This is a genomic window from Nonomuraea sp. PA05 (genome assembly GCF_008086045.1).
In the GTDB taxonomy this organism is placed as follows: Bacteria; Actinomycetota; Actinomycetes; order Streptosporangiales; family Streptosporangiaceae; genus Nonomuraea; species Nonomuraea monospora.
In genome coordinates, this window is the sequence record NZ_VSEY01000049.1 from 1 (window position 1) to 25,285 (window position 25,285).

General features: G+C 72.9%; 22 protein-coding genes and 1 pseudogene. 8 read left to right on the plus strand and 15 right to left on the minus strand.

Going from position 1 to position 25,285, the window contains the following annotated elements; genetic code table 11:
* Positions 1-800: pseudogene (locus tag FXF51_RS50090) on the plus strand (hypothetical protein); the annotation flags it as partial.
* A 185-nt stretch (positions 801-985) separates the two neighbouring features.
* Here the strand turns inward: FXF51_RS50090 and FXF51_RS50095 are convergent.
* From FXF51_RS50095 to FXF51_RS50130, 8 genes are all read right to left on the minus strand, one after another.
* Entirely contained in the window at positions 986-1,528 is a 543-nt protein-coding gene (locus FXF51_RS50095; protein WP_262380409.1) for a CGNR zinc finger domain-containing protein, read from the minus strand.
* Between the two features lie 79 nt (positions 1,529-1,607).
* Complete coding sequence (locus FXF51_RS50100; RefSeq protein WP_148441913.1) at positions 1,608-2,633, minus strand: hypothetical protein; 1,026 nt, start codon at positions 2,631-2,633, stop codon at positions 1,608-1,610.
* Between the two features lie 5 nt (positions 2,634-2,638).
* Positions 2,639-3,676, minus strand: a complete 1,038-nt coding sequence (locus tag FXF51_RS50105) for a hypothetical protein (protein WP_148441914.1) — start codon at positions 3,674-3,676, stop codon at positions 2,639-2,641.
* A gap of 54 nt (positions 3,677-3,730) precedes the next feature.
* Entirely contained in the window at positions 3,731-4,204 is a 474-nt protein-coding gene (locus tag FXF51_RS50110) for an SRPBCC family protein (protein ID WP_148441915.1), read from the minus strand.
* Positions 4,205-4,265: 61 nt separating this feature from the next.
* On the minus strand, positions 4,266-4,601 hold the full coding sequence (locus tag FXF51_RS50115) for an ArsR/SmtB family transcription factor (protein ID WP_148441916.1): 336 nt from the start codon (positions 4,599-4,601) through the stop codon (positions 4,266-4,268).
* A gap of 39 nt (positions 4,602-4,640) precedes the next feature.
* The gene (locus FXF51_RS50120; protein WP_148441917.1) at positions 4,641-5,378 is read right to left on the minus strand and encodes an SDR family oxidoreductase; all 738 of its coding nucleotides are present in this window, start codon (positions 5,376-5,378) and stop codon (positions 4,641-4,643) included.
* Between the two features lie 69 nt (positions 5,379-5,447).
* Positions 5,448-5,807, minus strand: a complete 360-nt coding sequence (locus tag FXF51_RS50125; protein ID WP_148441918.1) for a DUF2203 domain-containing protein — start codon at positions 5,805-5,807, stop codon at positions 5,448-5,450.
* 9 nt (positions 5,808-5,816) lie between these two features.
* Entirely contained in the window at positions 5,817-6,497 is a 681-nt protein-coding gene (locus FXF51_RS50130; RefSeq protein ID WP_262380410.1) for a GntR family transcriptional regulator, read from the minus strand.
* A gap of 94 nt (positions 6,498-6,591) precedes the next feature.
* Here FXF51_RS50130 and FXF51_RS50135 point away from each other — a divergent pair, with 94 nt between their 5' ends.
* The 6 genes from FXF51_RS50135 (at position 6,592) to FXF51_RS50160 (ending at position 11,335) form a co-directional block, all read left to right on the plus strand.
* A complete protein-coding gene (locus tag FXF51_RS50135; RefSeq protein ID WP_222871824.1) occupies positions 6,592-7,914 on the plus strand; it encodes an MFS transporter in 1,323 nt (440 codons plus the stop codon).
* Between the two features lie 88 nt (positions 7,915-8,002).
* The gene (locus FXF51_RS50140; RefSeq protein ID WP_148441919.1) at positions 8,003-8,935 is read left to right on the plus strand and encodes an SPFH domain-containing protein; all 933 of its coding nucleotides are present in this window, start codon (positions 8,003-8,005) and stop codon (positions 8,933-8,935) included.
* Between the two features lie 127 nt (positions 8,936-9,062).
* Positions 9,063-9,770 (plus strand): sirohydrochlorin chelatase, encoded by a 708-nt coding sequence (locus FXF51_RS50145; RefSeq protein WP_262380411.1) that lies wholly within the window; start codon positions 9,063-9,065, stop codon positions 9,768-9,770.
* 43 nt (positions 9,771-9,813) lie between these two features.
* Positions 9,814-10,362 (plus strand): GNAT family N-acetyltransferase, encoded by a 549-nt coding sequence (locus tag FXF51_RS50150; RefSeq protein WP_148441920.1) that lies wholly within the window; start codon positions 9,814-9,816, stop codon positions 10,360-10,362.
* A gap of 108 nt (positions 10,363-10,470) precedes the next feature.
* Entirely contained in the window at positions 10,471-10,935 is a 465-nt protein-coding gene (locus FXF51_RS50155) for a hypothetical protein (protein ID WP_148441921.1), read from the plus strand.
* An 88-nt stretch (positions 10,936-11,023) separates the two neighbouring features.
* Complete coding sequence (locus FXF51_RS50160) at positions 11,024-11,335, plus strand: hypothetical protein (protein WP_148441922.1); 312 nt, start codon at positions 11,024-11,026, stop codon at positions 11,333-11,335.
* On the opposite strand, the gene FXF51_RS50165 is transcribed toward FXF51_RS50160, so the two are convergent.
* From FXF51_RS50165 to FXF51_RS50195, 7 genes are read right to left on the minus strand one after another with little or no spacing between them, the layout of a single operon-like run.
* A complete protein-coding gene (locus FXF51_RS50165) occupies positions 11,227-17,403 on the minus strand; it encodes a CHAT domain-containing protein (RefSeq protein WP_148441923.1) in 6,177 nt (2,058 codons plus the stop codon). The genes FXF51_RS50160 and FXF51_RS50165 overlap by 109 nt on opposite strands.
* A gap of 45 nt (positions 17,404-17,448) precedes the next feature.
* On the minus strand, positions 17,449-19,161 hold the full coding sequence (locus FXF51_RS50170) for a GH39 family glycosyl hydrolase (protein WP_148441924.1): 1,713 nt from the start codon (positions 19,159-19,161) through the stop codon (positions 17,449-17,451).
* 13 nt (positions 19,162-19,174) lie between these two features.
* Complete coding sequence (locus tag FXF51_RS50175; protein ID WP_148441925.1) at positions 19,175-20,674, minus strand: glucoamylase family protein; 1,500 nt, start codon at positions 20,672-20,674, stop codon at positions 19,175-19,177.
* Positions 20,675-20,685: 11 nt separating this feature from the next.
* Complete coding sequence (locus FXF51_RS50180; RefSeq protein WP_148441926.1) at positions 20,686-21,510, minus strand: carbohydrate ABC transporter permease; 825 nt, start codon at positions 21,508-21,510, stop codon at positions 20,686-20,688.
* The gene (locus tag FXF51_RS50185; protein WP_148441927.1) at positions 21,507-22,436 is read right to left on the minus strand and encodes a carbohydrate ABC transporter permease; all 930 of its coding nucleotides are present in this window, start codon (positions 22,434-22,436) and stop codon (positions 21,507-21,509) included. Before FXF51_RS50185 ends, FXF51_RS50180 begins: the two co-directional genes overlap by 4 nt.
* A gap of 6 nt (positions 22,437-22,442) precedes the next feature.
* Positions 22,443-23,705: a sugar ABC transporter substrate-binding protein gene (locus tag FXF51_RS50190; RefSeq protein WP_148441928.1), complete on the minus strand. Its 1,263-nt coding sequence runs from the start codon at positions 23,703-23,705 to the stop codon at positions 22,443-22,445.
* A complete protein-coding gene (locus FXF51_RS50195) occupies positions 23,702-24,700 on the minus strand; it encodes a LacI family DNA-binding transcriptional regulator (protein WP_148441929.1) in 999 nt (332 codons plus the stop codon). The genes FXF51_RS50190 and FXF51_RS50195 overlap by 4 nt, the downstream gene beginning before the upstream one ends.
* Before the next feature lie 141 nt (positions 24,701-24,841).
* Here FXF51_RS50195 and FXF51_RS50200 point away from each other — a divergent pair, with 141 nt between their 5' ends.
* A complete protein-coding gene (locus tag FXF51_RS50200; protein ID WP_148441930.1) occupies positions 24,842-25,246 on the plus strand; it encodes a nitroreductase family deazaflavin-dependent oxidoreductase in 405 nt (134 codons plus the stop codon).
* Positions 25,247-25,285 lie beyond the last annotated feature (39 nt).

A 25,285-nucleotide genomic window follows, 5' to 3' on the forward strand; every position in this document is an offset into this window, starting at 1 on the left:
GCTGGGGTGTGGCTGGTTGGGGTGTGGCTGGTTGGGGTGTGATGGCGGTGATGGTGAGTGTCGGGTTGCTGGTCGTCGCGATGCCTGCCGCTTTCGGGCTGCCCTCGGCTGGTGTGCCTTCCGATGCCGGCAGCCAGGGGCCGTCCTCTGTCGGGCGGCGCGCGGTGGGTGGGTGGCGCGTCGTCCGGGACGAGGTGCGGGCCGGGTTTCGGGCGATCGTGTCGAACGGGCCTTTGCGGCGGGCCACTTCGGCGTCCATGGTGTCGTGTTGCGGGCTGGCCATGATGGTCGTGTCCGCGCCTGTGCTCGGTGCCCGGGTGAGCGGGGGGAGCGGGCTTGGCGCGTTGTTGCTGGCCGTCACCGCCGCGGCCGGGCTGGTGGCCAACGCCGCGCTGGCCGTTGCCTCCCGGCGGGGCGGCACGGTCTCTTGGTGGGAAGGCGTGCAGGCTGCCGGGACGGCGGTGCTGGGGGCCGGGATGGTGGTGATGGCCCTCTCGGGGACGTACTGGATGGCCGTGGTGGGGGCCGCGGTGGCGGGGGTGGGTGAGGGGCCGCAGCTCACCGCGCTCTTCGCGGTACGTCATCGCGAAGCGCCCGCCCGGCTGCGAGGTCAAGTCTTCACCACGGGGGCCAGTTTGAAGATCACCTCATTCGCGATCGGTGCGGCGCTGGCGGGGCCGCTGGCCGCGTACTCGGTGAGTCTCGCGCTGGTGACCGGTGCGGCGCTGCAGGCGCTCGCCGTCGCGGTGCTCGTCGCCCCGCGGTGGGTGGGCGTGCGGCGGCCAGTCGGTGGCGGGTGACCTGCGTGGCTTGGCTGGCGGCGGCGAGGTGCGTGAGCGGCCGAGGTCAGCAGGTGGCGGAGGTCAGCAGGTGGCGGGTGCATCAGCGCGTCCGCGGGTGGCGGGAAGGTCCGCGGGTGGCGGGGACGTCAGCGGGCGGCGCGGAGACCAACGGGTGGCGCGGAGGTCAGCGGGTGGCGCGGAGGTCAGCGGGTGGCGGGGGAGGTGCGGGAGCGGTGGGCGGCGACGCGTTCCCTGGTGGCGCAGCGGGTGCTGCAGTAGCGGCGGGGGCTGCCGCCGCCCACGTCGAGGTACGGTCGTCCGCAGCCAGCCGACGCGCACAGCCCGCCCGGTATCCGTTGCTGGTCGGCGAGCAGTACTGCCAGGGCCATGGCCGACGACGTCAGGAACCACTCCGCCCATGGAGCGTCGTCCGCGCCGTCGACGTGCAGGTGCCAGCTGGTCGTCCCGTTGTGGCTGGTCAGGCGGGGAGGACGGGCGGAGTCTGCGAGGAGCTGGTTGAGCTGGGCCGCCGCCTCGCCGGTGGTGGCGGCGGCCAGCACGTCGCGCAGGTGTGCCGCTGCCGTGCGCATCGCGGTCACGTCGTCGTCGGTGAGGTGGAGTTCTCCGGTTTCGCCGTGTTCGCGTAGAACCTGTGTCACCGAGGCGACGGACGGCGGCTCGTACAGCAGCGCCACGCACAGGTCCACGGCCCGCACGGCCATCGCCTTGGTCGAGAACACCTTCACCGTTGCAGGGTATGCCGGAGCAGCAGGGCGGTGTGGCCGAAGCGCTTCGCCGCCGGAGCCGGTCAGCCGCCGGAGCCGGTCAGCCGCCGCAGGCCGCGAAGAAGAACGAGTCGCGCAGGACCGTGTACCGGTCGCGGACCCGCACCGTGCCCGTCGCCGTGTCGATCTGCACGATCGTCATCCGGGTCGAGCCGGACACGTCGCTGGCCAGGTGGGCGGTGACCTGCGTGTCGCCCGTCCAGTCGAGCATCTGCACATCCCCGGCGGGCAGCTTGACGCGCATGCGGCCGGCGAGCTGGTCGCCCTGCGAGTCGTAGGTGACCAGCTCCGCCTTGGAGCCGGACAGCAGGCTGGCCACGGTACGCCCGTCACCGGCCAGCGCCTGCGGGACGTTGGCCGCGATGACCTGCGGCGGGGTGACGCGCCGCAGCTCCTCGCCGGTGCCGGAGTGGATGACCAGGTCGGTGACGTTCTCGGCGCCCTCGGCGGTGGCCAGCAGCTCGTCGCCGTCGCCGCTGAAGCCGAGCACCGACGACTCGGGAGGCAGGGTGCCGAGCAGGTTGCCGGTGGCCGTGTCGAAGATGCGGGTTCCGGAGGGTTTGTCGCCGCCGACGACCGCGGCGAGCCGGGCGCCGTCGTCGGACAGCAGCAGCGTCACCTCGTACTGCGCCACCTTGGGCAGCGCGTCCGCCGCGAGCCGCTTGACGCCGCCGCCGAGGGTGCGCACGGCCAGGGGTCCCTGTTCGGTGAAGTACGCCACCCGCCGGCCGTTCCCGCTGACCGCGACCGGGGCGGGGACGTAGCGGTTGGGCGAGCCGTCAGCCTCCTTCGCCACGCCTTGGGCGTCGGGCAGGATGGTGCGGCTGCCGTCGTGCATGACGAGCCGCCAGTCGCCGCACGGCCTGGCACCGCCGCCCTTGACGGGGCAGCTCTTGATGGAGGCGTACCGGATGCTGTGGTCGTGGGCGGTGTGGGCGGACGGTGCGTGCACAGGCGCTGCGTGCACAGGCGCAGTGTGGGCGGACGCCGGCCAGGTGAGGGCCGGGGCGAGGGCTGAGGTCAGGGCCGAGGCGATGGCCAGTGTGGTGATGGTCTTGAAGCGCATGTCGTTCACTCCCCCGCAACCGCGAACGTGTAGTTCTTACCGATCTTGTACGTCTCGTCCTGAGTGACCAGCCCGTGCCCGGGACCGACGGTGAGCACCCGTATCACCGCCGAGTTCCCCACATCAGCGGTCTTCGCATAGGTCACCCTGAGCCGAGCCCCCTCCCACCACGCGCTCGAAGGCGACAAGCCACCTCCGACCGGCACGTCCACCCCCTCCGACAACTCCCCCGTCGCCAGGTCATAGGTACGGATCCGCGCCCTGTCCCCCTGCACGAGCACCGCCACCGTGGTCCCGTCGGCGGCCAGCGCCCAGGCGGCGGCGTTCACGACGACCTGGGGCGGCGTGCTGCGGATCGAGTCACCACCGGCCCCGAGGGCGTACAGGGTGGTGGTGTTGTCGTCCATCTGCCGGGTGGCCAGCACTTCGCCGCCGTCGGCGCTGAAGCCGAGCACCCCGTACCTGGGCGGCAGCGTGACTGTCTCTCCGCTGGCGGCGGTGACGACCTTGGTGGGCAGGCGGTCCTCGTCGTCGTAGTAGTCGATCAGCACCCGGTCCCCCGACAGGGACAGGCGGACGGCCATCTCGTCGCTGCCGATGCCCGCGGGTCTGGCGGACCGGGGCAGTGCGGTGGGCGGGCCGCCGGCGACGGGCTGGACGACCAGGCGGTGGTCGCGGGCGCGTTCGTACAGGATGACGCTGCCGTCACCGCTGACGGCGAACGTGCCCGCGTGGTGCGCACGGCGGCCCTTGCCGTCGACGCCTCGGGCCGCGGCGGCGCGCACGGTGACCTGGCGGCCGTCGCGCAGGCTCAGGCGCCAGGCGCCGCAGGGGTCGGTGTCCTGGCGTTTCTTGTCGTGGCAGCTCTTGATCCAGGCGGCTCTGGCCACCGGTTGCGCGCCCCAGACGTGTGCCTGGGTAGCGATGGCCGGGTGTGTCGGGGTGGTGAGGGCCGCGGGTGCCGGGGCGGCAAAAGCGCGTGTCGGGGTGGCGATGACCGCGGGCGCGAGGAGTGCGACGGCGATCAGTGAGGAGTGCCTCATGGCTGTGGTCCTTTCCCTCACCCCCTTAGAGTCGGACCCGCCGTGGCCGGTTGGTCACAGATGGGACACGAGCAGGGCGGCGAGCCGGTCCATCGACTCCCGGCCGCCGCGGGGCCCGTCGGCGCGGATGATCGCGTCGCGGGCCTCCACGGTCGGGTGCACGGAGCGGGCGGTGTAGCGGGTCCGGCCGTCCGTCTGCGTCAGGGTGACGGTCTCCAGCGCCACCTCCTCGGGCGCGCCTTCGAACTCCCACGTCCGTACGTAACGCTCGGGCGGGACGACGGCGTGGTAGACGCCGCTGAAGCCCCACTCCCGGCCCCGGGCGTCGGCGTTGACGAACCGCCACCGCCCGCCCGGCGTGACCTCCATGCGGTCGACGCGGGTGGTCAGGAAGTTCGGCCCCCACCATCGCGGGATCAGCGCCGGATCCGTGACGACGCGGAAGACCAGGTCAGGCGGGGCGTCGAAGTGCCGGATCATGACGATGTCCTGCCGTCCGGGCTCGATCACGAAGTCGGTGTCGGTCACGCTGAGGTCCTTTTCCTGACGATGTCCTGCCGTCCCGGCTCGATCAGGAGCTCGGTGCCGGTCACGCTGAGGGTCCTTCCTGAATGCGCCGGATCTCTTGTTCCAGCCGGTCGAACCGGCCGCTCCAGCGGTCGCGGTAGCGGTCGATCCAGGCGGAGGCGGTCTCCAGCGGCGCGGTCTCCAGGCGGCAGGGCCGCCACTGGGCGTCGCGGCCCCTGCTGATCAGGCCCGCCCGCTCCAGCACCTTGAGGTGCTTGGAGACCGCCTGGAGGCTCATCTCGAACGGCTCCGCCAGCTCGTTGACGGTCGCCTCCCCCTCGGCCAGCCGCGCCAGGATCGCCCGCCGCGTCGGGTCGGCGAGCGCGGCGAAGGTGAGGCTGAGCTGGTCGTCGGGCATGCTCGGCGGTCTTCCTGTCAGGCGGACGGTGCGATCACCCTAGTGGTCCACGATCGTGCCGCAGGAGAGGTTGAGGGTGGCCGAGGTCATGGCGGCGGCCAGGTCGGAGGCGGCGAACGCGGCCACGTTCCCGACGTCGGCGAGCGTGGCGGCGCGCTTGAGCAGGGTGGCCTCGGCGATGGCGGCGGCGATCTCGTCCCTGGGAGCGAAGCCCTCCGGCAGGCTTTCCGGGATGCCGCCGGTGACCAGGGTGAGGACGCGGACGCCGGCCGGGCCGTACTCGCACGCGAACTGGCGCCGCATGCTCTCCATGGCGTCGAGCGCCACCTTGAGCCCGCCGAGCCCGGGCTGGGTCTGCGGCCCGCCGCCGCCGAACATGAGGATGACTCCGCCGCCGGGCACCATGTGCCGGACGGCGGCCCTGGCCGTGAGGAACTGGGTGCGGGTGGCCACCTCGATCGGCCGCAGGAACTCGGCGGCGGAGATCTCGCCGAGCGGGCGTTGCACGTCCTGGATGCCGATGGCGTTGAAGGAGACGTCGATGCGGCCCGCACGTTCGGCGACGGAGCCGGTGAAGGCGTCGACGGCGGCCTCGTCGAGCGCGTCGACCTGGGCGGCCTCCGCTCCGGGAAGGGCGGCGGCGAGCGCGTCGAGCTTGTCGCGGGTGCGTCCGGCGAGGAAGACGCGGGCGCCTTCGCGGGCGAAGGCCCTGGCCGCCGCGCCGCCGATGAATCCGCCTGCGCCGTATACGACGGCGATCTTGTTCTCGAGGAGCATTGTATTCAACCTCCTGGTTAATCAACCTATAAGTTGAATACAGGCCATGACGAACTATGTCAAGGGCCATCACAGGGGACGGCGGCCGGCGAAGCCCAGCTCCGTACGGTGATACCAGCCCAGCTCGCGCTCGCCCTCGATCCAGCACAGCCGCACGGAGGCGCCGTCGAGCAGCGAGGGGAAGTCGACCAGCACCGGCGCGATGCCCTTGACCTCGATGCCCTGCTCGTTCCAGCCGCTCAGGATCTCCTCGATCCTGGCCTGCAGCCCCTTCAGCTCGGGCAGGCCGCCCAGCTCGGACCGGCCGCCGGCGCGCCGCTGGAAGTCGATCTCGGCCAGGTCGGCACGGGCCGCGATCAGCTCCGCGGCCTGCTCGATGACGGCGGGGAGCAGCGCGCGGGCCTCGTCGAGGGTGAAGATCCGCTCCATGGGCCCACGTTAGCGGTTCGGCTCGTAGGCGTGGATGAGCAGCCGCTCGGCATGGTGCAGGTAGTCGTCGAGGTAGGCGGCGGCCTCATCGGGCCGCCCCGACTCGATCAGCTCGATCAGCGCGAGGTTGCGCTCGACGAACGGCTCGTGGAAGGCCCGCGGGTTCTCCATGACGTGGAAGACCAGGCGCAGCTCGGCCAGGAGCTGGCGCATGGCCTCGTCGATCCGCGGGCTGTCGTTCAGCGAGACGAGCGCCTGGTGGAAGCGGATGTTGGCGGTGCCGACGGCCTGCCAGTCGTCGGCGGCGACGGCTCTGCGGGCGTCGGCCACCGCCTCCTTGATCAAGGTCAGCGCCTCCTCCGACGGCTTACGCCGTACGGCGGCGCCCTCCAGGACGCGGCGAACGCGGTAGAGGTCGAGCACGTCCTCGACCGAGGGCAGCCGGACGAACACCCCCCGGTTGAGCCGGTGCTCCAGCAGCCCCTCGTGGCCGAGCAGCCGGAACGCCTCGCGCAGCGTGTTGCGTGACACGCCGAGCCCTTCCGAGATCGACTCCTCCGACAGCCGCTGGCCGGGCTGGAAGAAGCCCTCGCTGATGCGGTCGCGCAGGATGTCGGCCACTCGCTCCGCCGTGCTGCTGCGACCCAGCCGGGAGCGGTCCTGGGAGAGGTCGGCAACCACGTTATCCACAATTAACAGGGAATCATGGAGCAAACCTCTTGTCGAATTGTTCAACGATTCATATGTTGATGCTTATCCCCCCTCTAACTCAAGGAGCGATCGGATGTCAGGCTCCCCCCAACAGACACGGCGGGTGATCCTCGCCAGCCTGATCGGCACCTCGCTGGAGTGGTACGACTTCTTCCTCTACACCACCGCGGCGACCCTGGTCTTCCCCACGCTGTTCTTCCCGTCGCTCGACCCGTTCACCGCCGTCGTGGCGTCGCTGACCACCAACGCCGTGGCGTTCGTGGCCAGGCCGCTCGGCGGCATCGTGTTCGGGCACTTCGGCGACCGGGCCGGCCGTAAGACCGTGCTGGTGGTGACGCTGCTGGTGATGGGCGTCTCGACGTTCCTCATCGGGGTGCTGCCCGGCTACGCCGCCGTGGGCGTGCTGGCCCCCGTCCTGCTCGCGCTGCTGCGGTTCGTGCAGGGGCTCGGGCTCGGCGGCGAGTGGGGCGGCGCGGTGATCATGTCGCTGGAGCACGGCGACGGCCGCCGCCGCGGCTTCAACGCGAGCTGGCCGCAGGTCGGCGTGCCCGCCGGGTACGTGCTGGCCACCGGCCTGCTGACCATCCTGTCCTTCACGCTGTCGGACGCGGCGTTCCTGTCCTGGGGCTGGCGGGTGCCGTTCCTGCTGTCCGGGGCGCTGGTGTTCGTCGGCCTGTGGGTGCGGCTGCGGATCACCGAGTCGCCGCTGTTCGCCGAGCTGGAGCAGAAGGGTGCCAAGGCGAGGATGCCGCTGCTGGAGGTGCTGCGCACGCACCCGCGCGCGCTGCTGTCGGCCTTCACCGCGCGGATCGGGGTGGACGTCGCGTTCTACACCTTCACCGCGTACATCATCGTCTACATCACCGGCCAGCTCGACCTGCCTCGCTCGTACGCGCTGAACGCCGTGCTCATCGGCTCGGCGCTGCAACTCGGGCTGATCCCGCTGGCCGGCGCGCTGTCCGACCGGTACGGCCGCCGTCCCGTCTACTTCGCCGGCGTCGTCGCGGCGGCGGTGTGGGTGTTCGCCTTCTTCCCGCTGCTCGACACCAAGTCCTTCCCGCTCATCGCGCTGGCCGCCGTGGTGGCGCTGATCACCCACGCCGCCATGTACGGCCCGCAGGCCGCGTTCATCGCCGAGCTGTTCAGCACCCGGCTGCGCTACAGCGGCGCGTCCATGGGGTACCAGGTCGCCGGGATCGTCGGCGGCGCGCTGGCCCCGATCATCGCGTTGCAGCTCTTCCAGACGTTCCAGACGACGGTCGCGGTCTCGATCTACGTGGTCGTCGCGCTGGCCATCACCGCCGTGGGCCTGGCCATCGCGCCGGAGACCCGTGACCTCGACCTGGCCGAGCCGCCGTCCAGGACCAAGACCCCGCAGGTGGGCCCGTACGCCTAGCCCGTCACACGAAAGCCCCCGACGCCGCGAATGCCGCGAAGGAGCGCGGGCGGCGGCTGCCAACGCCGCCCGCGCGGAAAGGGTCCGTATGAGAACAGCACTGGCCATCGCCGCTGCGATCCTCGCGATCCCCCTGATCATCGGGGCCCTGGGCGGGATGGAGAGCACCGGCGGCGGCGAGGTGGCCGTCGTGCGCGACGGCGGCCCGCTCGACGACAACAAGGTCCGCCAGGTGATCGACCCCGGCTCCGGCCTGACCTGGACCGGCATGTGGTCCGCCGTCCACCTCTACCCGGCGCAGCAGCGCTTCTACACGATCACCGCCGACGCCAAGCGCGCCACCGCGCTCGGGGTGGACGTGGTGACGGTGCCCAGCAGCGACGGCGTGAACCTGGGCATCGAAGGCACCCTCTACTTCACGCTCAACCTGGACCACGAGACGCTGAAGAAGTTCGACGACAAGTACGGCACCAGGACCTTCCGCGCCGGGGACGACACCTCGCTGCACCCCTGGGACGGCGACGAAGGCTGGAGCGCGTTCTTCGGCCAGGCCGTCCGGCCCGTGATCGACAACGCGCTGCGCGGCCAGATCGGCGCCATGCGCTGCGTCGAGCTGGTGCCGTCCTGCTCGCTGCTGAAGAGCTCCGCGCTGCAGCCGCAGGACAGCAACGCCAACATCACCAGAGTGCAGGACGCCGTCAACGCCACGCTCGCCCGCGACCTGCCCGTCATGCTCGGCGGCACCTTCCTCACCGGCCTGCGGTTCACGCTGGTCAAGGTGACGCTGCCCGCCGACGTGCAGAAGGCGGTGGACAGGTCGCTGACGGCCGCCGCCGCCGTCTCCGAGGCCGAGGCCAAGGTGGCGCAGGCCGAGGCCGAGGCGGAGGCGAACCTGGCCCGGCAGAACGGCTACGACAAGTGCCCCGCGTGCGCCGAGATCGAGAAGCTCAGATCGCTGCCGCAGGGCATCACGGTGTACGCGCCCGGCAACCCGCAGTCAGTGGTCATACCGTCCAGGTAGGGGTTGTGACGGAATCGCCATCGATTCCCAGAACAAGCAGCGGCGAAACGGCATAAACTGCGCGCCTGTGAGCCTGCCTGTACGAGAACGTTCCCCTCGGCCGGGCGGCGGTCGCCACCGCCGTCCCGTGCCCACGTCCTTGCCGCCCGACGCCCCCGTGCTCGTGCTCGCCACCCCCGGCGGCACCGCCGGCGTGGCCGAGGAGATCGCGGCCGTGGTCCGGGTCGACAACCCGCAGATCGAGGTGCGTCTGACGAGCATCACCGACCTGGCGGACTCCCTGCCCGCGGGCCGCGACGCCGTCGTCGTGCCCCTGCTCACCTGGGACGATCCCGTCATCATGGCCGAGATCGGCAAGGCCGTCGCCGCCAGCGGCTCGGGGGCCGTCGTCACCGAGGCGCTCGGGCCGCACCCGCTGCTGGCCGAGGCCCTGCACATCCGGCTGGCCGAACGCGGCCTGGCCAGGGCCGACCGCGTCCGCCTGCTGAACGTCTCCAGCCCCGTGGACGCCGTCATCCTCGCCACCGCCGGCGGGCCCCGCGCGGTGCACGCCGTGCAGGCCACCGCGGTGCTCCTGGCGTCCCGGCTCACGCTGCCCGTGGTCGCCGCCTCGCTGGACAGCGACCCCGGCGTCGGCGTCGCCGCCCAGCGGCTGCGCGCCGCGGGCGCCGAGCGGCTGGCCATCGCGCCCTGCGTGATCGGTCACGAAACCCCCGCGGGCGTCGTCGAGCAGGCCGCCGCGTCGATCAACGCCGGCCACGCCGACCCGCTCGGCGCGCACAGCGCCGTCGCAGAACTTGTCGCGCGAGCTTACGGGAGTCAACTCGCCACTTGACAAGGGCTTGTAAAGATCACTGGACTCGCGTTACCTTCTCCGCATGCGCCGTGTGGTCTGCAATGGCGAACGACTCGGCCTCCGTGACGTCACGGAGGCCGACGTGCCCGCCCTGCACACCGTCTACAGCCACCCCGCCGCCCTCCAGCACGCCCCCTTCGCGCCGCGCGGCCTGCGCGAAGTCACCGACCTCGTCGACGAGGCCATGGAGGCCGCCTTGGCCGAGCCGCGCCGCCTGTACGTCCTGGCCGTCGTCGACGCCGGCAACCGCGACGTGATCGGCGTGGCCAGGCTCCGCATCGAGGCCGAGCTGCCGCACAGCGCGGAGATCGGGTTCGGGCTGCACCCCGACCAGTGGGGGCGGGGCATCGGCACGGACCTCGTACGGCTGCTGCTGTCGTTCGGGTTCAAGCAGCTCGGGCTGCATCGCATCTGGGGCGCCCGGTCGCCCGCCAACCTTCCCGCGCAGCTTGCGATGCTGACGGCGGGGATGGTGGAGGAGGGGCGCATCCGGCACCATTTGAGCACACCTCATGGATGGCGTGACTCGATCGTGCACTCGGCGATCGAGGGTGAGTGGAGCGAGCGCTAGCTCCCTTCGGCAGCCGATTTCGTGAACTCAGCGACGGCGCGTGAGCCGACGCACCGGGATTGTCGGTGCGGCATCCTACGATGAGGCTCCTCACGGAGGGATAGTCACATGCTCGACTCGCTGATCGTGCCCCTGTTCGTCACCACGGACCTGCCGCCCGAGGCCGAGCTGGCCGAGTTCGGCGAGTTGCTCGCCGAGACCGCCCGCGTGCTCGGCCGCGAGGGAAACGGCGGCGACGGCTACGAGGCGTTCCTGGCGGGCAAGGTGTTCTGGCTGGACCGGCCCGTGCTGCCCGAGCAGCGGCCCGCCGCCGAGGGCGAGCTGCGCTTCGCCGGCATGCTCGGCTACGTCGCCGCCTCCGGGGCCGGGCACACCGCGCGGGAGGTGGTCGGCGACGTGCGCCGGGCGATCGGTGCCGCCGTGGCGGGCCGTTACGGCGACGTGGGCGTGGCGCCCGCCGTGTTCGCCATCCGCGACCAGGACGTGCGCGAGCGCACCCCCGACACGGCCGTGTACGTGGACACGCGGGACGCGGCGGCCGAGCTGGTGAGCGCCGCCAAGTCCTACCTCTAGACCGTGATCGGTGTCGCGTGCGATCGTGAGCGAAGATCCTTGCGGTGGCCGGTGAGCGGGTGGCCCGATCGACTTGGAGGTTCCGGCGATGGCGGTGGTCGGCGCGATCTGCTTCGGGCTGGTGATCGGCTGGATCACGTACGGGACGTTGCGCGGGCGGCGCTCGGGCACCGGGCTGACCGAGCTGGCGGCCGTGCTGGCCGCGGTGGGCGGCGGGCTGGCGACGGCGATGCTGGAGCTGCCCGAGGTTTTCGGCGGATACGCCGTGGGGCTGGCCGTGGGGTTCTTCGGCTATCTGGCGCTGGTGACGCTGGCGCCGGGGTCTCCGTGGGCGGGCGAGTCCGTGAAGAGGCCCACTGAGACGTACGAGGCCCAGAGGTCCGGCTCGGTGGAGCCGTAGAGGTCGCGCAGGGCCAGCACGGCGGCGCGGAAGGCGTGCGCCGGGGTGGTGCCGGTGCTGAGGCGGGTGTGGATGTCCCGGGTGAGGGCTCGGGTGATCTCGGCTGACACCGGCCAGAGGGTGAGCAGGGCGGAGCGGACGCCTGCGTGGAGGAGGGCGTGGGAGAGTGCGGTCATGCCGTCCCACGTGTGCGGGCTCGGCATGTCTCGGGGGTCTGCGGCGGGTGGTTCGTGGGCGGTGATGAGGGCTACGTCCGCGGTCACGTTCATGGTCATGAGGTGGCGGGCCGTGAGGAGGCCGTCGGACAGGCGGATGCCCGAGCCGAACGGGTCGGCGTGGTCGTACACGGCCGGGCAGGCCAGGTGCAGCACGTCCCAGGAGCCCTGGAGGAGATCCGCGGTGGCCTCGGGGGACGGGTGGGTGCCGAGCAGGGTGGCCGCGTCCCTGGCCTCGGCCTCCACGACGGGGCGGGCGGCCGGGTCGGTGGTGAAGGCCAGGGCCAGCGAGCCGGTGCGCGGGGTGCGGGGGCGGCGGGCCAGGCGGATCAGGGCGGTGGCTGAGGGGGCGTAGGCGACCGGGAACCGTTCGATGAGCAGGTGTCCGGACGGGGACAGGGCGTGCAGGGGGATCCGGCGGAGCGCCGGGTGCGGGAACAGGTGGAGCAGGTCGATGCCGTTGCCCAGGGCGGTGAGCGCGTCGGCGAGGAGGAGGTCGGCCAGGCGGCGCCAGAGGTCGGCGCGGTGGCGGCGGGCGTCGATGTCGAGGAGGCCGGGTCTGCGGCCGTTCATGGTGCGGCGGAAGGCGTCCAGGAGGTCCGGGCCGACGGTGGTGGGGAAGGCGCGCGGCTCTGGCCAGCCCGTGCGGTGGGCCAGGACCGTCACGGTGCCCTCGCCCAGGTGGAACCCGAGCAGCGCCCGCGCTCCCCCGGCGTGGCCGGGGACGTCCACCAGGGCGTCGAGCTGGGCTCTGGTGGGTGGTCTGCCTCTGTGGGCGGCCGCGTCGTCGGGGTCCATGCGCCTGTCGAGGTCGTCCTGGGCGGTGTGGGCCCGGCGGAAGACGGACGCCGCGCGGTCGGGGTCGCGGGTGTTGCGGGCGATCGTGGTCAGGGTTCGGATGGTGCGCAGGGTGTGCTGCTCGGGCTCCGGGAGGTCGGCGGGCGCCTGGCCCGTGGGGATTCGGTGGGTGGTGTTCAAGGCGTTGAGTTTGGACTGTTCGGCGTGGGTCCAGGCGGTCATGCCGAGGTTCAGGCGGACGGCCAGCCGGATCGTGCGGTCGCGGGCCGTCTCCAGGCCCAGGGCGCAGGCGCGTTCGGCGTCGGCCAGGGCGGCTGGGAGGTCGCCGAGGCCCTCCACGGCCAGCGAGCGGTGGCGGTAGGCGGTGGCGAGCTGGTGGTCGTGGCCTAGGTCGGACAGGAGGTCGATGGCGGTGGAGAGGCGGTGGCGGGCCTGGGTGCGGGAGGCGGTGGCCAGCTCGGCACCGACGACGTCGCTGGCCGCGTCGCCCGCAGCGGCGGACGGGGCGGTGGGCGAAGTGGCAGGCGGGGTAGCGGGCGAGGTGGCGGGCGAGGTGGCGGGCGAGGTGGCGGGCGAGGTAGAGGCCGGGGTGGCGGGCGGTGGGGCGAGGTCGGTGGTCAGGTTGAGGGTGGCCAGGTGGGTCAGCGCGATGGCCTCTCCCGCGCGGAAGCCGATGTCCTGTGCCAGGGCGAGCGCCTCCGTCAGCCGCTCCGGCGCCCCCAGGCGGCCCAGCGCGATCAGGGCCAGGACCGTTCCGCGGCCGTGGCCGTGGGCGCGTTCCAGCTCCAGGGCGCGCTCGACCAGCGGCACGGCCTCGGCGGTGGCGCCGCGTAGTTCGCAGGTCAGGGCGAGGTCGGCGTAGGCGGTGGCGAGGTCGGCGCGGCGGCCCAGCTCCTCGCCGATCGCGATGGCCTCGCGGTAGCAGGCGGCGGCCTCGTCCGGCTCGCCGAGCCTGAGATGGAGGTCGGCGAGGCCGGACAGGAGCGGCGCCCGCAGCGCCCGCCAGATCGGCGCGCCGATGGCGGCCAGCCCCTCCTCGTACGCCCGCGCGGCCTCCTGGGTGCGGCCCAGGTCCGTGAGGGCGGCGCCCAGCAGGGCCAGGGATCGGACGAGCTGGGCGGGCAGCGCGGAGTCCGCGTCGCGGGCCAGGGAGACCGCCTTGGTGAGGTGGCCGGTCGCCTCCTCCGCCCGTCCCATGGCCGTGGCCGCCGCGCCGAGGTTGCGCAGGTGCTCGATGACCCGGTCGTCGCGCAGTTCGTAGCCGCGCGCCGCGTAGGCGTGGGCGGCGGGCAGGTCGCCCATCTCGCGGCAGCAGGCGGACAGCTTGGCCAGGAGGTGAGACCGGTCAACGCCCGCCGCACCCCCGCCGGCCGCCGCACCGCCGGGGGCCGCCGCACCGCCGGGGGCCGCCGTACCCGAACCGGCCGCCGCACCCGAGCTTCCGGCTGCGGCGCCGAGGGCCTCTTCTGCCAGGGTGCGGGCCGTGGTGAGGTCGCCTGCCGCCTCGGCCTCCTCCAGCCGCGACCACAGCTCCAGCCGCTCCAGCTCCGCCCCCGGCCGCCCCTCCGCCCGCAGGGACGCCACCGACTGGGCGAGGGTGGCCCGGCCGCGGACGAGGTCGCCCAGGCTGAGCTGGATACCGGCCAGGCGGGCCAGGAGGGCGGCGTCCAGACCGCCCGCCATGGCGGCGACGACCTCGAACGGCGCCCCCGATGACCGGAGGTCGGGAGCGGCGGCCAGCCCGGCCAGCCCCTCCTCCAGCCGGGCCCGCGCCCGCCGGAACTCCCCCAGCGACTCCAGGGCCAGGCCGAGTTTGATGGAGGCGAGGGCCGTCAGCCGCTCCTGGCCGCTGGCGCGGAACCCGTCCAGGGCGGCCTCCAGCTCGGAAGCCTGCGCCCGCAGGTCGCCGTCACGGGCGGCGAGCGCGGCGAGGCGGTCGCGGACGACGGCTTCCTTGAGCGGGTCCTGGGACGCCAGGCCGAGCGCCGAGTACAGGCGTTCCGCCGCCTCCTGCGGCTCCCCCAGCCGGACGTCCGCGGCGGCCCGGCCGAGTGTGGCCGTGAAGAGGGCGTCCAGGTCGCCTTCCGCGGCGGCCAGGTCCGAGGCCCGGTCGAGGTCGGCGAGTGCGTCCTCGACGAGGTTCAGCGCGATGAGGCAGGCGGCGCGCATGACCAGCGCGACCGCCTCCTTGGCCGGCGCCCGCAGCCCCGCGAACGCCTCCGCCGCCGCCTCGAACGCCTCCAGCGCCCGCTCCGGCTCACCCTCCGCGTACGCCAGCACGCCCAGGTTGTAGCGCACCGACGCGGCCCCGTCGTGGTGGGCGATCGCCTCGTACTCGCGTCCCGCCAGCTCGAACGCCACCCTCGCGCCGCCCGTGTCGCCGCGGGCGCGGCGGCGCTGGCCGAGGCGGTACCACTCGTCGGCGGGCTCTCGCCGCTGCCCCCTGCGGCGCACGATCTCCACCAGCCGGGTCTCGCAGGCCGCCGCGTGGCCGTGGTGGCCGCCGGCCGCCAGCGTGACGGCGTACGCGTCGAGCGCCCCGCACGCCTCCTCCCACTCCCCCGCCGCCTCCAGCTCCATGGCGCAGGCGGCCATGCGCTCGTTGGCGGCGGTGAGGTCGTCCTGGTCCACGGCGGCTCTGGCGGCGGGGACGAGGGCCAGGGCGGCGGCCCGCCTGTCGCCGGTGTCCTGGTACAGCTCGCGGGCGCGGGCCGCGCAGGTGACGGCGGAGGCGGGGTCGCCCAGCGCCAGGTACGCCTCGGCCGCGTGCTCGCGGTGGGCGGCCTCCTCGGCGGGCAGCCCGGCGGCCTCGCACAGGGCGACGGCCCTCAGGTGGTGCTCGACGGCTCGGGCGGGGTCGCCGGTGCGCAGGTGGACGAGGCCCATGTTGCCGAGCTGGCGCGCCTCCGAGCCGGGGTCGGAGAGGGAGCGGTGGAGGGTGGCCGAGCGTTCGTACGCCGTGAGGGCCCGCGCGTACGCCGGGGATGAGTCCTCCGCGGCGGCGAGGTCCTCGTGCGCCGCGCCCAGCACCTCCAGCGCGTACGCGGCCCGCCCCGCCGCCCTCGCCGACTCGAACGCCCGCACCGCCCGTTCCAGCACCCGGGCGGCGGTGCGCCGGCGTCCGGCGGTGGTCAGCCGCTGGGCCGTCTCCAGCAGGAACTCGCCCGGTTCCGCCGCCCCCGCCCCGGCCACCGCGAGCAGCCTGAGCGCCACCGGCTCGTCCGGCAGCCGCAGCGCCAGTTCGGTGGCGGCGCGCGCGAGCTGTTCGTCCACGGCGGGCGGCACGTCCAGCCCGGACAGCAGCGCCGCGTCGTCCTCTCCGGCCAGGGACAGCGCCTCGGTGAGGTCGCGGGCGTCGTGCTGGGCCGTGTAGCGGGTCAGCAGCGCCCTGCACAGCACCCGTTGCGCGCCCTGCTGGCCGTGCGAGGCCTTCAACGCCAGCTCGACCCCCTGCCGGGCGGCGAGCACGGCCTCGCGCAGGTCCTCGGCCCGCCGCTCGCCGTCCGTCCGGGTGACGCGCCCGGCCTCGCGCAGGTCCTCGGCCCGCCGCTCGCCGTCCGTCCGGGTGACGCGCCCGGCCTTGCGCAGGTCGTCGGCCCGCCGCTCGCCGTCCGTCCGGGTGGCGCGCCAGCACAGCACCTCCGACATCAGCCCGTACGCCTCCACCCGGAATCCCGACTGCTCCCCCACCGTGAGGGCTTCCCGTAAGACGGTCACGGTCTCGTCGGCCGTCGCCGCGGTGAGGCCGAGCCGGAGCGCCCGGGCGAGCAGCATGAGGGTGCCCGCCCTGGCCTGGTCCTGCGGCCCGTGCGCGGCGAGGGCGGCGCGGGCCGCGGCGATGGGTTCGGCCGGGTCGCCCCCGGTGACGACGGCCCGCCGGAGAAGGGCGTTGGCCAGGGTGGTCAGGTGCCTGGCCCGGTCCGGGTGGCCGTCGGGGGCGCGTCTGGCCGCCTGGCGCAGGACGGCCACGGCGTCGTCCAGGTCGGTGAGGTCGCCGGTGACGAGGTAGCGGCGCCAGCGGCGCTTGCCGAGCAGCCCGAGCCGGACGAGCGAATCGGCGCCGAGCCCGCGGGCACTCTCGTCAGGCGCGACGCGCAGCGCTTCCAGCATCTCGGTGGCGGCTTCGAGTGAGCGTTCGTCGCCCGTGACGACGTACCACTCGATGAGCCCCGACGCGTACGGCGCCACGACGCCGGGATGCGCCCACTGCTCGTGCCAGAAGTCCAGCGCGCACTGCCCTGCCCTGATGAACGCCAGCAGGTCGCCGTCCGCGTAGGAGGCGGCGGCCCGCGCCTGGGTGAGGTCGACCAGGGTGAGCAGCGCCTGGGACCGCTCCCGGCTGCGCGGCGGCGTCTCGGCCGCCGCCACGTACGCCCTGACCAGCTCCTCGTCGTCGGGCGCCGCCGAGCCGAGCGCCGTCGCCAGCTCTCCGGCGTGGGCGGCGTCGCCGAGGGCCGCCCGCAGCAGGACGTGCACCGCGTCGCCGATGACGCCGCGTTCGCCGGTCATGGCGTGCAGGCGCACCAGCCCGGCCCCGACCAGCCCGAGCGCGCCGGACGCCCAGGAGGAGTCGGCGGAGCCCATGGACTCCTGGAGCAGCAGCCGGGTCAGCCGCTCGCTCACCTCCGGCGACGGGTGCGCCATGGCGCGGCGTACCAGCGCGTGGACGAGCAGCCCGACGTGCCGGTACGCGGCCGGATCGACGTGCCCCAGCACCTCCTCCACCAGCCCAGCCCAGGTGTCGGCCGACTCGCCCGGCGGCACGTTGGAGCCGCGCAGCTTCTCGGGCAGCCGGCCGGGGTCGAGCACGGCCACGGCGGCGAAGAAGGCGCCCGCCACCGCGGCGTCCTGGGTGGTCTGCGGGTCGAGCCGGTAGCGGGCCAGGTGCAGGATCCCGATCAGCCGCCAGGTGACCGCGTCGGTCCGGTCGCCGGCGCACGCCCGCATCGCCTGCTCGGCCTCGGACAGCGCCGCGGGCTCCCAGATCAGCTCTGGGTCCGCGGCCTGTTCGAACCGCTCGATGCGGGTGGCCAGCGCCCTGGCCGGTTCGGTCATGGGCACAGGCTCTCACCGGCGTGCGCCCGCGTACAGGACCGTCACTCAGGGTGTCAGCTCCACGAACGACACACCCGGCATGGGCAGGTCGAACGCCAGGCTGACGGCGGGTCCGGTGACGGCGGCGGGCGGGGCGAGCTCGTCGAGCCCGTCGGCTCCGGCGAGCGCCTCCCACTGCTCGCCGGCCGGCCAGTCGCCGCCGCCCATCGCCTCCCAGGCCGCCTGCACGTTGGTGTGGGCGGCGTCGATGCGGTGGTGCGTCAGCGTGTACGGGCGGCGCTCCAGCCCCTCGACGGCCAGCGTGACGGCGCGGGTCAGCTCGGGCGCGCCGGTGGACTGGGCGCTGTTGAGCGTGCCGTTCCAGACGAGCACGCCGACCCGGCCGTCGGGGTGCCTGGCGGCCCACGCCTCGACGCCCGCGACGTCGCCGTCCACCTCGGCGGCCAGCTCCGCGTCGCCCAGCCGTTCGGCGAGCGCGAGGGCGTGGAAGCGGGGCTTGCGCAGGTTGCCGACGGTCAGCAGGCCGAACCCGCCGTGGAACAGCCGGGGCGGCCTGCCCACCTCCTCGAAGTGGTCGGAGGCCACCCAGTGCGACAGCGCGGCGATCCGGCCGGCGGCGGACTTCATGCCGTGCAGCACGAACGCCGCGCCGAACGGCCCGTCCCCGATGCCGTGGAAGTGGGTGGGCGTGGGGCCCCACTCGGTCCACCAGATCGGCACGTCCCGCCCGTGCGCCGCCAGGACGGGACGCCAGTCGAGCGGCGCGTTGCCGTAGGTGTGGGTGGAGACGAAGTCGAGCGCGGCGCCCGACTCGGCGACGTGCGCGAGCAGCTCCGCCACCCAGCCGTTCGCGGCCGAGGCGGGGCCGCCGACCCGCAGATCGGGGTGCACGTCGCGGACGGCGGCGGCGGTGACGTCATAGAGCAGGAAGTACTCCTCTCGGGTGCCGGACCAGAAGACGTCCAGGTTGGGCTCGTTCCACACCTCGAAGGGCCAGTGGCCGACCACCTCGCGCAGGCCGTAGCGGCCGATCAGGTGCTCGACCAGGGCTCTGACGAGGTCGCCCCACGCCTCGAAGTCCTTCGGCGGCGAGATGACGGCCGCGTAGTCGAAGACGGTCCTCGACGGGTCGGCGGCCAGGTCGCGGGGCATGAAGCCGAGCTCCACGACCGGCCGCAGGCCCAGCGCGACGACCCGGTCGTAGACGGCGTCCACGCGGGAGAAGTCGTAGGGCTCGCCGTGCCGGTAGACGCCGAGGTCGTCGCCGAGGATGGCGTGCGCGCGGACGGCGCCGACGCCGAGCTGCTCGCGCACGATGCGCAGCGCCGCCGCCAGCTCCTCGCCGATCGGCCTGCCGCCGGTCTCGTCGGTGCTGAGCAGGTGGGACAGGTGCTCGGAGCCCACCATGTACGCCCACGGCCGCGGCAGCTCGCGGGTCGTCCGGCGGGCGTCCACCCGTACCGAGACCCGGGCCCCGTCCCCGGCGGGCAGCGGCGCCGCCTCGACCGGGGCGCAGAAGGGGCCCTGGGCGGGCGTGAGGGCCGCCACCGTGTACGCGGCGGGCCCGTGGCCGGTGTCGACGAACCGGCAGGACGGCACGGCGGGCACGTCCACCTCGGCGGGGACGGCGGGCGCGCCGTCCCGGTGCACGAGGTAGCCGATGGCGCCGGGCACGGGGTCCCAGGTGAGCGTCACGTGTCCCGCTCCGGTGACCGCGCGCAGGCCGGTGGGGGCCGGGGGCGTCAGGGGGTCCTTCAACGGTCGCCTCGATTCATCGCACGTCCCAGTCTTCTAGCCGCATCACCGGCCGGAGCCTGTCCTCGACGCCGGACCCGGCGAAGTAGCGGTGCAGGCTGCCGCCGGTGAGCACGTTGCCCAGCGCGGCCATGGCCATGCCCTGGTCGAGCGCCAGGTACCACTTGGAGACGACGCCGGAGCGGACGGCGATGGCGTCGTAGAACCCGCCGGGGCCGTAGGCGTCGAAGTCGCGGCGCAGCTTGGCCAGGTTGTCCAGGGCGGCGCGCTGCGCGTACGGCAGCGCCAGGAAGCTGGCGTGCGGCGTGACGACGCCGTCCCCGTACGCGGCGGGCGGCGGCTGGGCGGGCCGGCAGCCCTCGTAGCCGGGGTCGACGCTGGTCCGCTCGCGGTCGGAGGAGTAGCCGGGCTCGTCCATGCCGAGCTGGTCCACGCCGTAGACGTTGTAGCCGCCGTGCGGGTCGTTGGACGGGGAGAAGCCCCAGTAGCCGTACTTCGCCTCGTTCAGCCCGTGCTCGATCTGGCCGCGCACGAACACGGGGTGGTTGCGGCCCCAGCTCCTGGGCGCCCACTTCGCCTCGGGGACGACCAGGTCGGGCATCAGGGCCTCGAACATGGAGCCGCCCCAGTTGGGCACGTACCGCATGCCGCGGTATTCGTAGGTGCCCTCCCAGACGTTGACGCCCCTGTACTGCTTCCACGCGCCGACGGGCTTCTGCTCCTGCCAGCCGTAGTCGCAGGCGTTGTCGGGGAAGGTGCGGTAGGGGCCGAAGTAGCTCTCGGCGGGGAGCTGGCCGAGCGCGATGCCGATGTACTGGCCGATGCGGGTCTCGGCGGGGGCGCCGTAGTGGTGGCAGGTGGAGTAGACGGTCACGCCGGTGCCGGCGTAGTCGGTGGGGGTGTTGCAGTCCCTGGGCGGCGGTTCCGGCCAGAAGCCGCCGCGCAGCAGGCCGGTGCCGGCGTCGGGGCGGGCGGCCGGGTCGTAGTAGGCGGTGAAGTCCATCGAGTTCACCAGCGTGTTCGCCGCCCTGGCGTGGGCGGGGACGGCGTTGCGGACCATCATCAGGGCGGCGGCCAGCCAGCCGTTGTCCACGCTGGAGGCGAACGGGTGGATCGGATCGCCGGAGTCGGGGAAGCTGCGGGCGAGCTGGAGGGTGGCCGGGTCGTACCAGTTGTAGAACTGGCCGGTGGGGGCGTTGCGCTCCAGGCGGGCCAGCGCGTCCAGCACCCTGCCGATCCTGGTGGCGGCGTCGCGGGCGGTGATCAGGCGCAGGTCGCGGGCGACGAGGGTGCTCCACACGTACGTGGCGATGTTGGTGGGCGAGGTGATCCGCGCCCTGGTCTTCAGGTCGCCCGTCACCTTGTCGGCGGGCAGGCCGGTGGCGGGCTCGACCATGGCGGCCATCGACCGCCAGGTGTCCCTGGCGTAGCGGTGCAGGGTGCTGTCGGCCTCGGCGGGGGCGGCCGTCACCCCCAGGGACAGCACGAGTAAGCAGGACAGGACCGTCTTGCGCATGGGGTGCTCCTCTACTTGAGGCCGGTGGTGGCGATGCCCTGGATGAAGAAGCGCTGCAGGAAGACGAACAGGAACAGGATCGGCGCGATGACCACGACCGACCCGGCGACCAGCAGGTTGTAGTGGGTGCCCTCGTTGCCGTTGAGGATGTTGAGCGCGACGGGCAGGGTGTACATGTCCTCGCTCTGGGCGACCACGGCCGGCCAGAGGAAGTTGTTCCACGAGCCGAGGAACGTGATCAGCCCGAGGGTGGCCAGTGCGGGCCCGCACAGCGGCAGGATGATCGTGAAGAAGACGCGGAACTCCCTGGCGCCGTCCACGCGGGCCGCGTCGATCAGCTCGTCGGGCAGCTCGGCGATGAACTGCCGCATCATGAACACGCCCAGCGGCGTCACCATGGTCGGCAGGATGATCCCGATGAACGTGTTGACCATGCCGAACCGGGCGATCAGCACGAACTGCGGCATCATCACGACGATCGCGGGGATGGCGAGCTGCACGAGCACCAGGCCGAAGGCGAGGTTCTTGCCGCGGAAGGAGAGCTTGGCGAAGGCGTAGCCGACCATGGAGCAGAACAGCAGGTTCGTGGCGACCAGCACGAGCGCGATGAGCATGCTGTTGGTGAACGCGGTGCCGAGGTCCACCCGTCCGAACAGCTCGGCGAAGTTGTCCAGCGTCCACGTCCGCGGCCAGAACGTCGGCGGGTCGCGCCTGATCTCCTGCTCCGGTTTGAACGAGCTGAGCGCCGTCCACAGGAACGGCCCGGCGACCAGCGCCAGGCCGGCGGACAGCCCGAGGTAGATGACCGCGCGCTGCCGCCTGGTGGTCCTGTTCATCGGTTCCTCCCCAGCCTGAGCTGCAGGACGGCGAGCGCCACGATCACCGTGAACAGCACGGTCGAGGCGGCCCCCGCGTAGCCGTAGTTGCCGACGCCGAACTGGCCGAAGATGGCCAGCGAGGCCGACAGGGTGGCGTTCAGCGGCCCGCCCCTGGTCATGACGAGGGGCTCCTCCAGGAACTGCATGAAGCCGACGGAGCTGTAGACGGTGCAGAACAGCAGCACGGGCCGCAGCGACGGCACGGTCACGGCGTGGAAGCGCGCCCAGCGGCCGGCGCCGTCCACGGCCGCGGCCTCGTACAGCTCTCTCGGGATGGTCTGCAGGGCGGCCAGCAGCACGACCATGTTGAAGCCGAAGCTGCGCCAGGCCGTCATCACGATGATCGAGGGCAGCGCGGTGGCCTCGTTCTCCAGCCAGTTGGGGCCCTGCGCGCCGGCCAGCCCGAGCAGCCGGTTGACCAGCCCGGCCTCGGGCTCCAGCAGGAACTTCCAGGCCACCGCGATGCCGATGATGCTGGTGATGTTGGGCAGGTAGTAGCCGAGCCGGAAGAACGCGGCGGGCAGGCGGGCGATGCCCGTGTTGAGCAGCACGGCAGCGGCGAGGCCCAGCCCGATGGTCAGCGGCAGCGCCGTGACCACGAAGATCACGGTGTTGAGCGCGGCCCTGCGCATGGCGCCGTCGTTCATGAGCCGCAGATAGTTGTCGACGCCGACCAGGTTGACGCCGAGCGGGTCGGTCACGTCGGTGCTGCGGATGTCGGTGAAGCTCATCCCGATGCCGACGAGCAGCGGCCCCAGGTAGAACACCGCGAACAGCACCACGAACGGCAGGATGAAGACCCAGCCGACGCCCGACCGGCGTAAGGCGCCCCTGACCTTGACCGGTGCGGGGGCGGGCGGCGCCTGTCTCGTGAGCACGGCCATGGCGCTCTAGAGGCCGGTGCCGATCGTGTCGGCCTGCGACTGGATCGCCTTGGCCGTCTGCTCGGGCGTCGCCTTGCCGCGGGCCAGCTTCTCCAGCTCGGCCTCCAGCACCCTGGCCACCTGCTCCCAGGTGGGGAACGGCGGCGGGGTCCTGGCGTCCTTGAGCTGCTCGCCGAAGACCGCGAGCTGCTCGTCGGCCTTCAGCTCGGGCTCCTGCCAGGCCGCCTGGACGGCCGGCAGCGCCTTGACCGTCGTGTACCACTTGGCCTGCACCTTCGGCTCGCTCAGCCATCGGATGAACGTCCAGGCGGCGTCGCGGTTCTTCGCCTTCTTGAACACCGCCATGTCCGCGCCGCCGACGAAACTCGTCGCCGAGACCGGGCCTCGGGGATAGGGGGCGACGTCGAACTTCTCGGCGAACCCCGGCCCGCCGTCGTTGTTCAGCACGCCGATCATCCACGGCCCCGAGTAGAAGGCGCCGACCTCGCCCTTGATGAAGGTCTGCGGGAAGGCGTTCGCGGGGGTGTCGGTGGGGGCCAGCTTCTGCTCGAACAGCGAGGCGTACTGCTTGAGCGCGGTGACCGCCTCGGGGGTGTCGAAGGTGTACTTCCCGTCCTTGACGATCTCGCCGCCGGCCTGCCAGATCAGCGGCAGCACCTCCTGCCAGGAGGCGCCGAGCTGGTAGCTCTGGTTGAAGCCGCGGCTGGCGCCGCCCTCGTCCTTGAGCGCCTTGACGAACGCGGTGAACTCCCGCCACGTCGCGGGCGGCCGCACCTTGGCCTTCTCGGCCTGGTCGGTGCGGTAGTACAGGACGCGGGTCTCGACGTACCAGGGCACGCCGTACGCGGTGCCGTTGATGTCCACGGTCTGCCAGGCGCCGGGGAAGAACGCCGACTTGTCGACCAGGTTTCCGGGGGTGGGCTCCAGCGCGCCCGTCTTGGCCAGCTCGCCGGACCAGGTGGAGCCGATCATGCTCACGTCGGGGGTGGCGCCGCCCGCGATGGCCGAGGTGATCTTGTCGTGGGCCACGTCCCAGCCGATGGCCGTCACGTTGATCTTCACGCCGGGGTTGGCGGTCTCGAAGTCCTTGACGAACGCGCCGAGCGCCTTGCCCTCCTCGCCCATCGCCCAGACCGTGACCTCCCCCGCGACCTTGCCGGTCGTGACGTCCCGCGCCTGCTCGGGCGCGGAGTCCGTGCCGCGGCCGCAGCCCGCGGCCACGATCGTGAGCGCCAGCACGCCCGCGGCGCGCCGGGTGGTGGTGTTCATGTCGGTACCTCCTGGGGGTGCTGACCGCAGCTTGAGCGGACGACCAGCTCGGTGGTCAGGACGATGTGGCTCGGGGTGTCGCGGGCCCCCGTGATGAGTTCGTCGAGCGCGCGGGCGGCGCGGGCGCCGAGCTCGCGCATCGGCTGCCGTACGGTGGTCAGCGCCGGGCGGGCGTGGCGGGCGGCCATGATGTCGTCCCAGCCGGTCACGGCCACGTCGCCGGGCACGTCGAGGCCGAGCTCCTCGGCGGCGAGCAGCGCCCCCAGCGCCACCTCGTCGTCGGAGCAGACGATCGCCCGCGGCCTGCCCGCGCCCTTGAGCAGCTTCGTGGCGGCCTCGTGGCCGCACTCCACGGTGTACTGGCCGGTGGCGACGGCCTCGATCGCGCCGCCGAGCACGCCGCGAACGCCCTGCCAGCGCTCGTCCACGTCGTCGCGGCTGGTCAGCGGGGCGCCGAGGAAGGCGTAGCGCTCGTAGCCGTGCTCGCGCAGGTGGGCGGCGAGCGCACGGGCCGAGCCGGTGTTCTCGCTGCGCAGGGTGTCGGCTCCGGGCAGCGGGTCGCGGGAGACGAACACCAGGCGCACGCCGAGCCGTACCAGCTCGGCGACCAGCGGCTCGGGTACGGTGTGGCCGAAGATGAGCATGCCGTCCACGCGGCCCGCCAGGTCCTTGATCAGGTCGCCGACCCTGGTGCGGCCCTTGGTGGACAGGATGACCACCGAGCGGCCCAGCTCGGAGGCGACCTCCTCGTAGCCGAGCAGGACCTCGGCGTAGTACGGGCCCGCCAGGTCGGGGAAGACGACGCCGTTGGCGGCGTGGCGGCCCTCGGCGAGGCTGACGCCCAGGCGGCTGGGCGTGAAGTTGAGCTCCTCGACGGCCTTGAGCACCTTCTCCCGGGTACGGGCGGCGACGGGGCCGGTGCCGCGCAGGGCCCTGGACACGGTGGCGATCGACACGCCCGCCCGCTTGGCCACTTCGTAGATGGTCACGTCCATGCGCGTCCTCTAACGGTGTAAGCGCTTCCACTCACTGACTGAAAGCGCTTACAGAAATGTAGGTGCCAACCACGTTAACTTCTCGTCCAGACCCCGTCGAGTAACGGTGAGGTCACGGTCGGCGTGGGTAGGTGCGCCTGCATGCTCTACGGAGAAGAACATGTCCGGCGTTACCAGGAGACCGACGGCGCGGAGGGCCACGACTGGAACAACACCGTCGTGCTCCTGCTGACCACCAAGGGACGCAAGACCGGCCGTCCCTTCACGACTCCGCTCATCTATCAGCCGTTCGGCGACGACTACCTCGTGGTGGCGTCCAAGGGCGGCGACCCCGACCATCCGGGGTGGTTCAAGAACCTGCGCGCCGACCAGGAGGTCGAGGTGCAGGTGAAGGGGGACAAGTTCAAGGCCCGGGCGCGCACCGCCACACCCGAGGAGAAGCCCGAGATGTGGCGGGTGATGGCGCGGACGTGGCCGGACTACGACGAGTACCAGAAGAAGACCGACCGGGAGATCCCGGTCGTCGTGCTCGAACGCACCACCTGACATGACGGAAGGCCCCGCCGTGACGGGGCCTTCCTGTCC

What these genes read in the sequence shown, in the direction of transcription:
- FXF51_RS50100 (WP_148441913.1), bottom strand. Translation starts at nt 2,633, where the DNA reads ATGCGCTTCAAGACCATCACCACACTGGCCATCGCCTCGGCCCTGACC.
- FXF51_RS50105 (WP_148441914.1), bottom strand. Translation starts at nt 3,676, where the DNA reads ATGAGGCACTCCTCACTGATCGCCGTCGCACTCCTCGCGCCCGCGGTC.
- FXF51_RS50115 (WP_148441916.1), bottom strand. Translation starts at nt 4,601, where the DNA reads ATGCCCGACGACCAGCTCAGCCTCACCTTCGCCGCGCTCGCCGACCCG.
- FXF51_RS50120 (WP_148441917.1), bottom strand. Translation starts at nt 5,378, where the DNA reads ATGCTCCTCGAGAACAAGATCGCCGTCGTATACGGCGCAGGCGGATTC.
- FXF51_RS50125 (WP_148441918.1), bottom strand. Translation starts at nt 5,807, where the DNA reads ATGGAGCGGATCTTCACCCTCGACGAGGCCCGCGCGCTGCTCCCCGCC.
- FXF51_RS50135 (WP_222871824.1), top strand. Translation starts at nt 6,592, where the DNA reads ATGTCAGGCTCCCCCCAACAGACACGGCGGGTGATCCTCGCCAGCCTG.
- FXF51_RS50140 (WP_148441919.1), top strand. Translation starts at nt 8,003, where the DNA reads ATGAGAACAGCACTGGCCATCGCCGCTGCGATCCTCGCGATCCCCCTG.
- FXF51_RS50150 (WP_148441920.1), top strand. Translation starts at nt 9,814, where the DNA reads ATGCGCCGTGTGGTCTGCAATGGCGAACGACTCGGCCTCCGTGACGTC.
- FXF51_RS50155 (WP_148441921.1), top strand. Translation starts at nt 10,471, where the DNA reads ATGCTCGACTCGCTGATCGTGCCCCTGTTCGTCACCACGGACCTGCCG.
- FXF51_RS50160 (WP_148441922.1), top strand. Translation starts at nt 11,024, where the DNA reads ATGGCGGTGGTCGGCGCGATCTGCTTCGGGCTGGTGATCGGCTGGATC.
- FXF51_RS50165 (WP_148441923.1), bottom strand. Translation starts at nt 17,403, where the DNA reads ATGACCGAACCGGCCAGGGCGCTGGCCACCCGCATCGAGCGGTTCGAA.
- FXF51_RS50175 (WP_148441925.1), bottom strand. Translation starts at nt 20,674, where the DNA reads ATGCGCAAGACGGTCCTGTCCTGCTTACTCGTGCTGTCCCTGGGGGTG.
- FXF51_RS50180 (WP_148441926.1), bottom strand. Translation starts at nt 21,510, where the DNA reads ATGAACAGGACCACCAGGCGGCAGCGCGCGGTCATCTACCTCGGGCTG.
- FXF51_RS50185 (WP_148441927.1), bottom strand. Translation starts at nt 22,436, where the DNA reads ATGGCCGTGCTCACGAGACAGGCGCCGCCCGCCCCCGCACCGGTCAAG.
- FXF51_RS50190 (WP_148441928.1), bottom strand. Translation starts at nt 23,705, where the DNA reads ATGAACACCACCACCCGGCGCGCCGCGGGCGTGCTGGCGCTCACGATC.
- FXF51_RS50195 (WP_148441929.1), bottom strand. Translation starts at nt 24,700, where the DNA reads ATGGACGTGACCATCTACGAAGTGGCCAAGCGGGCGGGCGTGTCGATC.
- FXF51_RS50200 (WP_148441930.1), top strand. Translation starts at nt 24,842, where the DNA reads ATGCTCTACGGAGAAGAACATGTCCGGCGTTACCAGGAGACCGACGGC.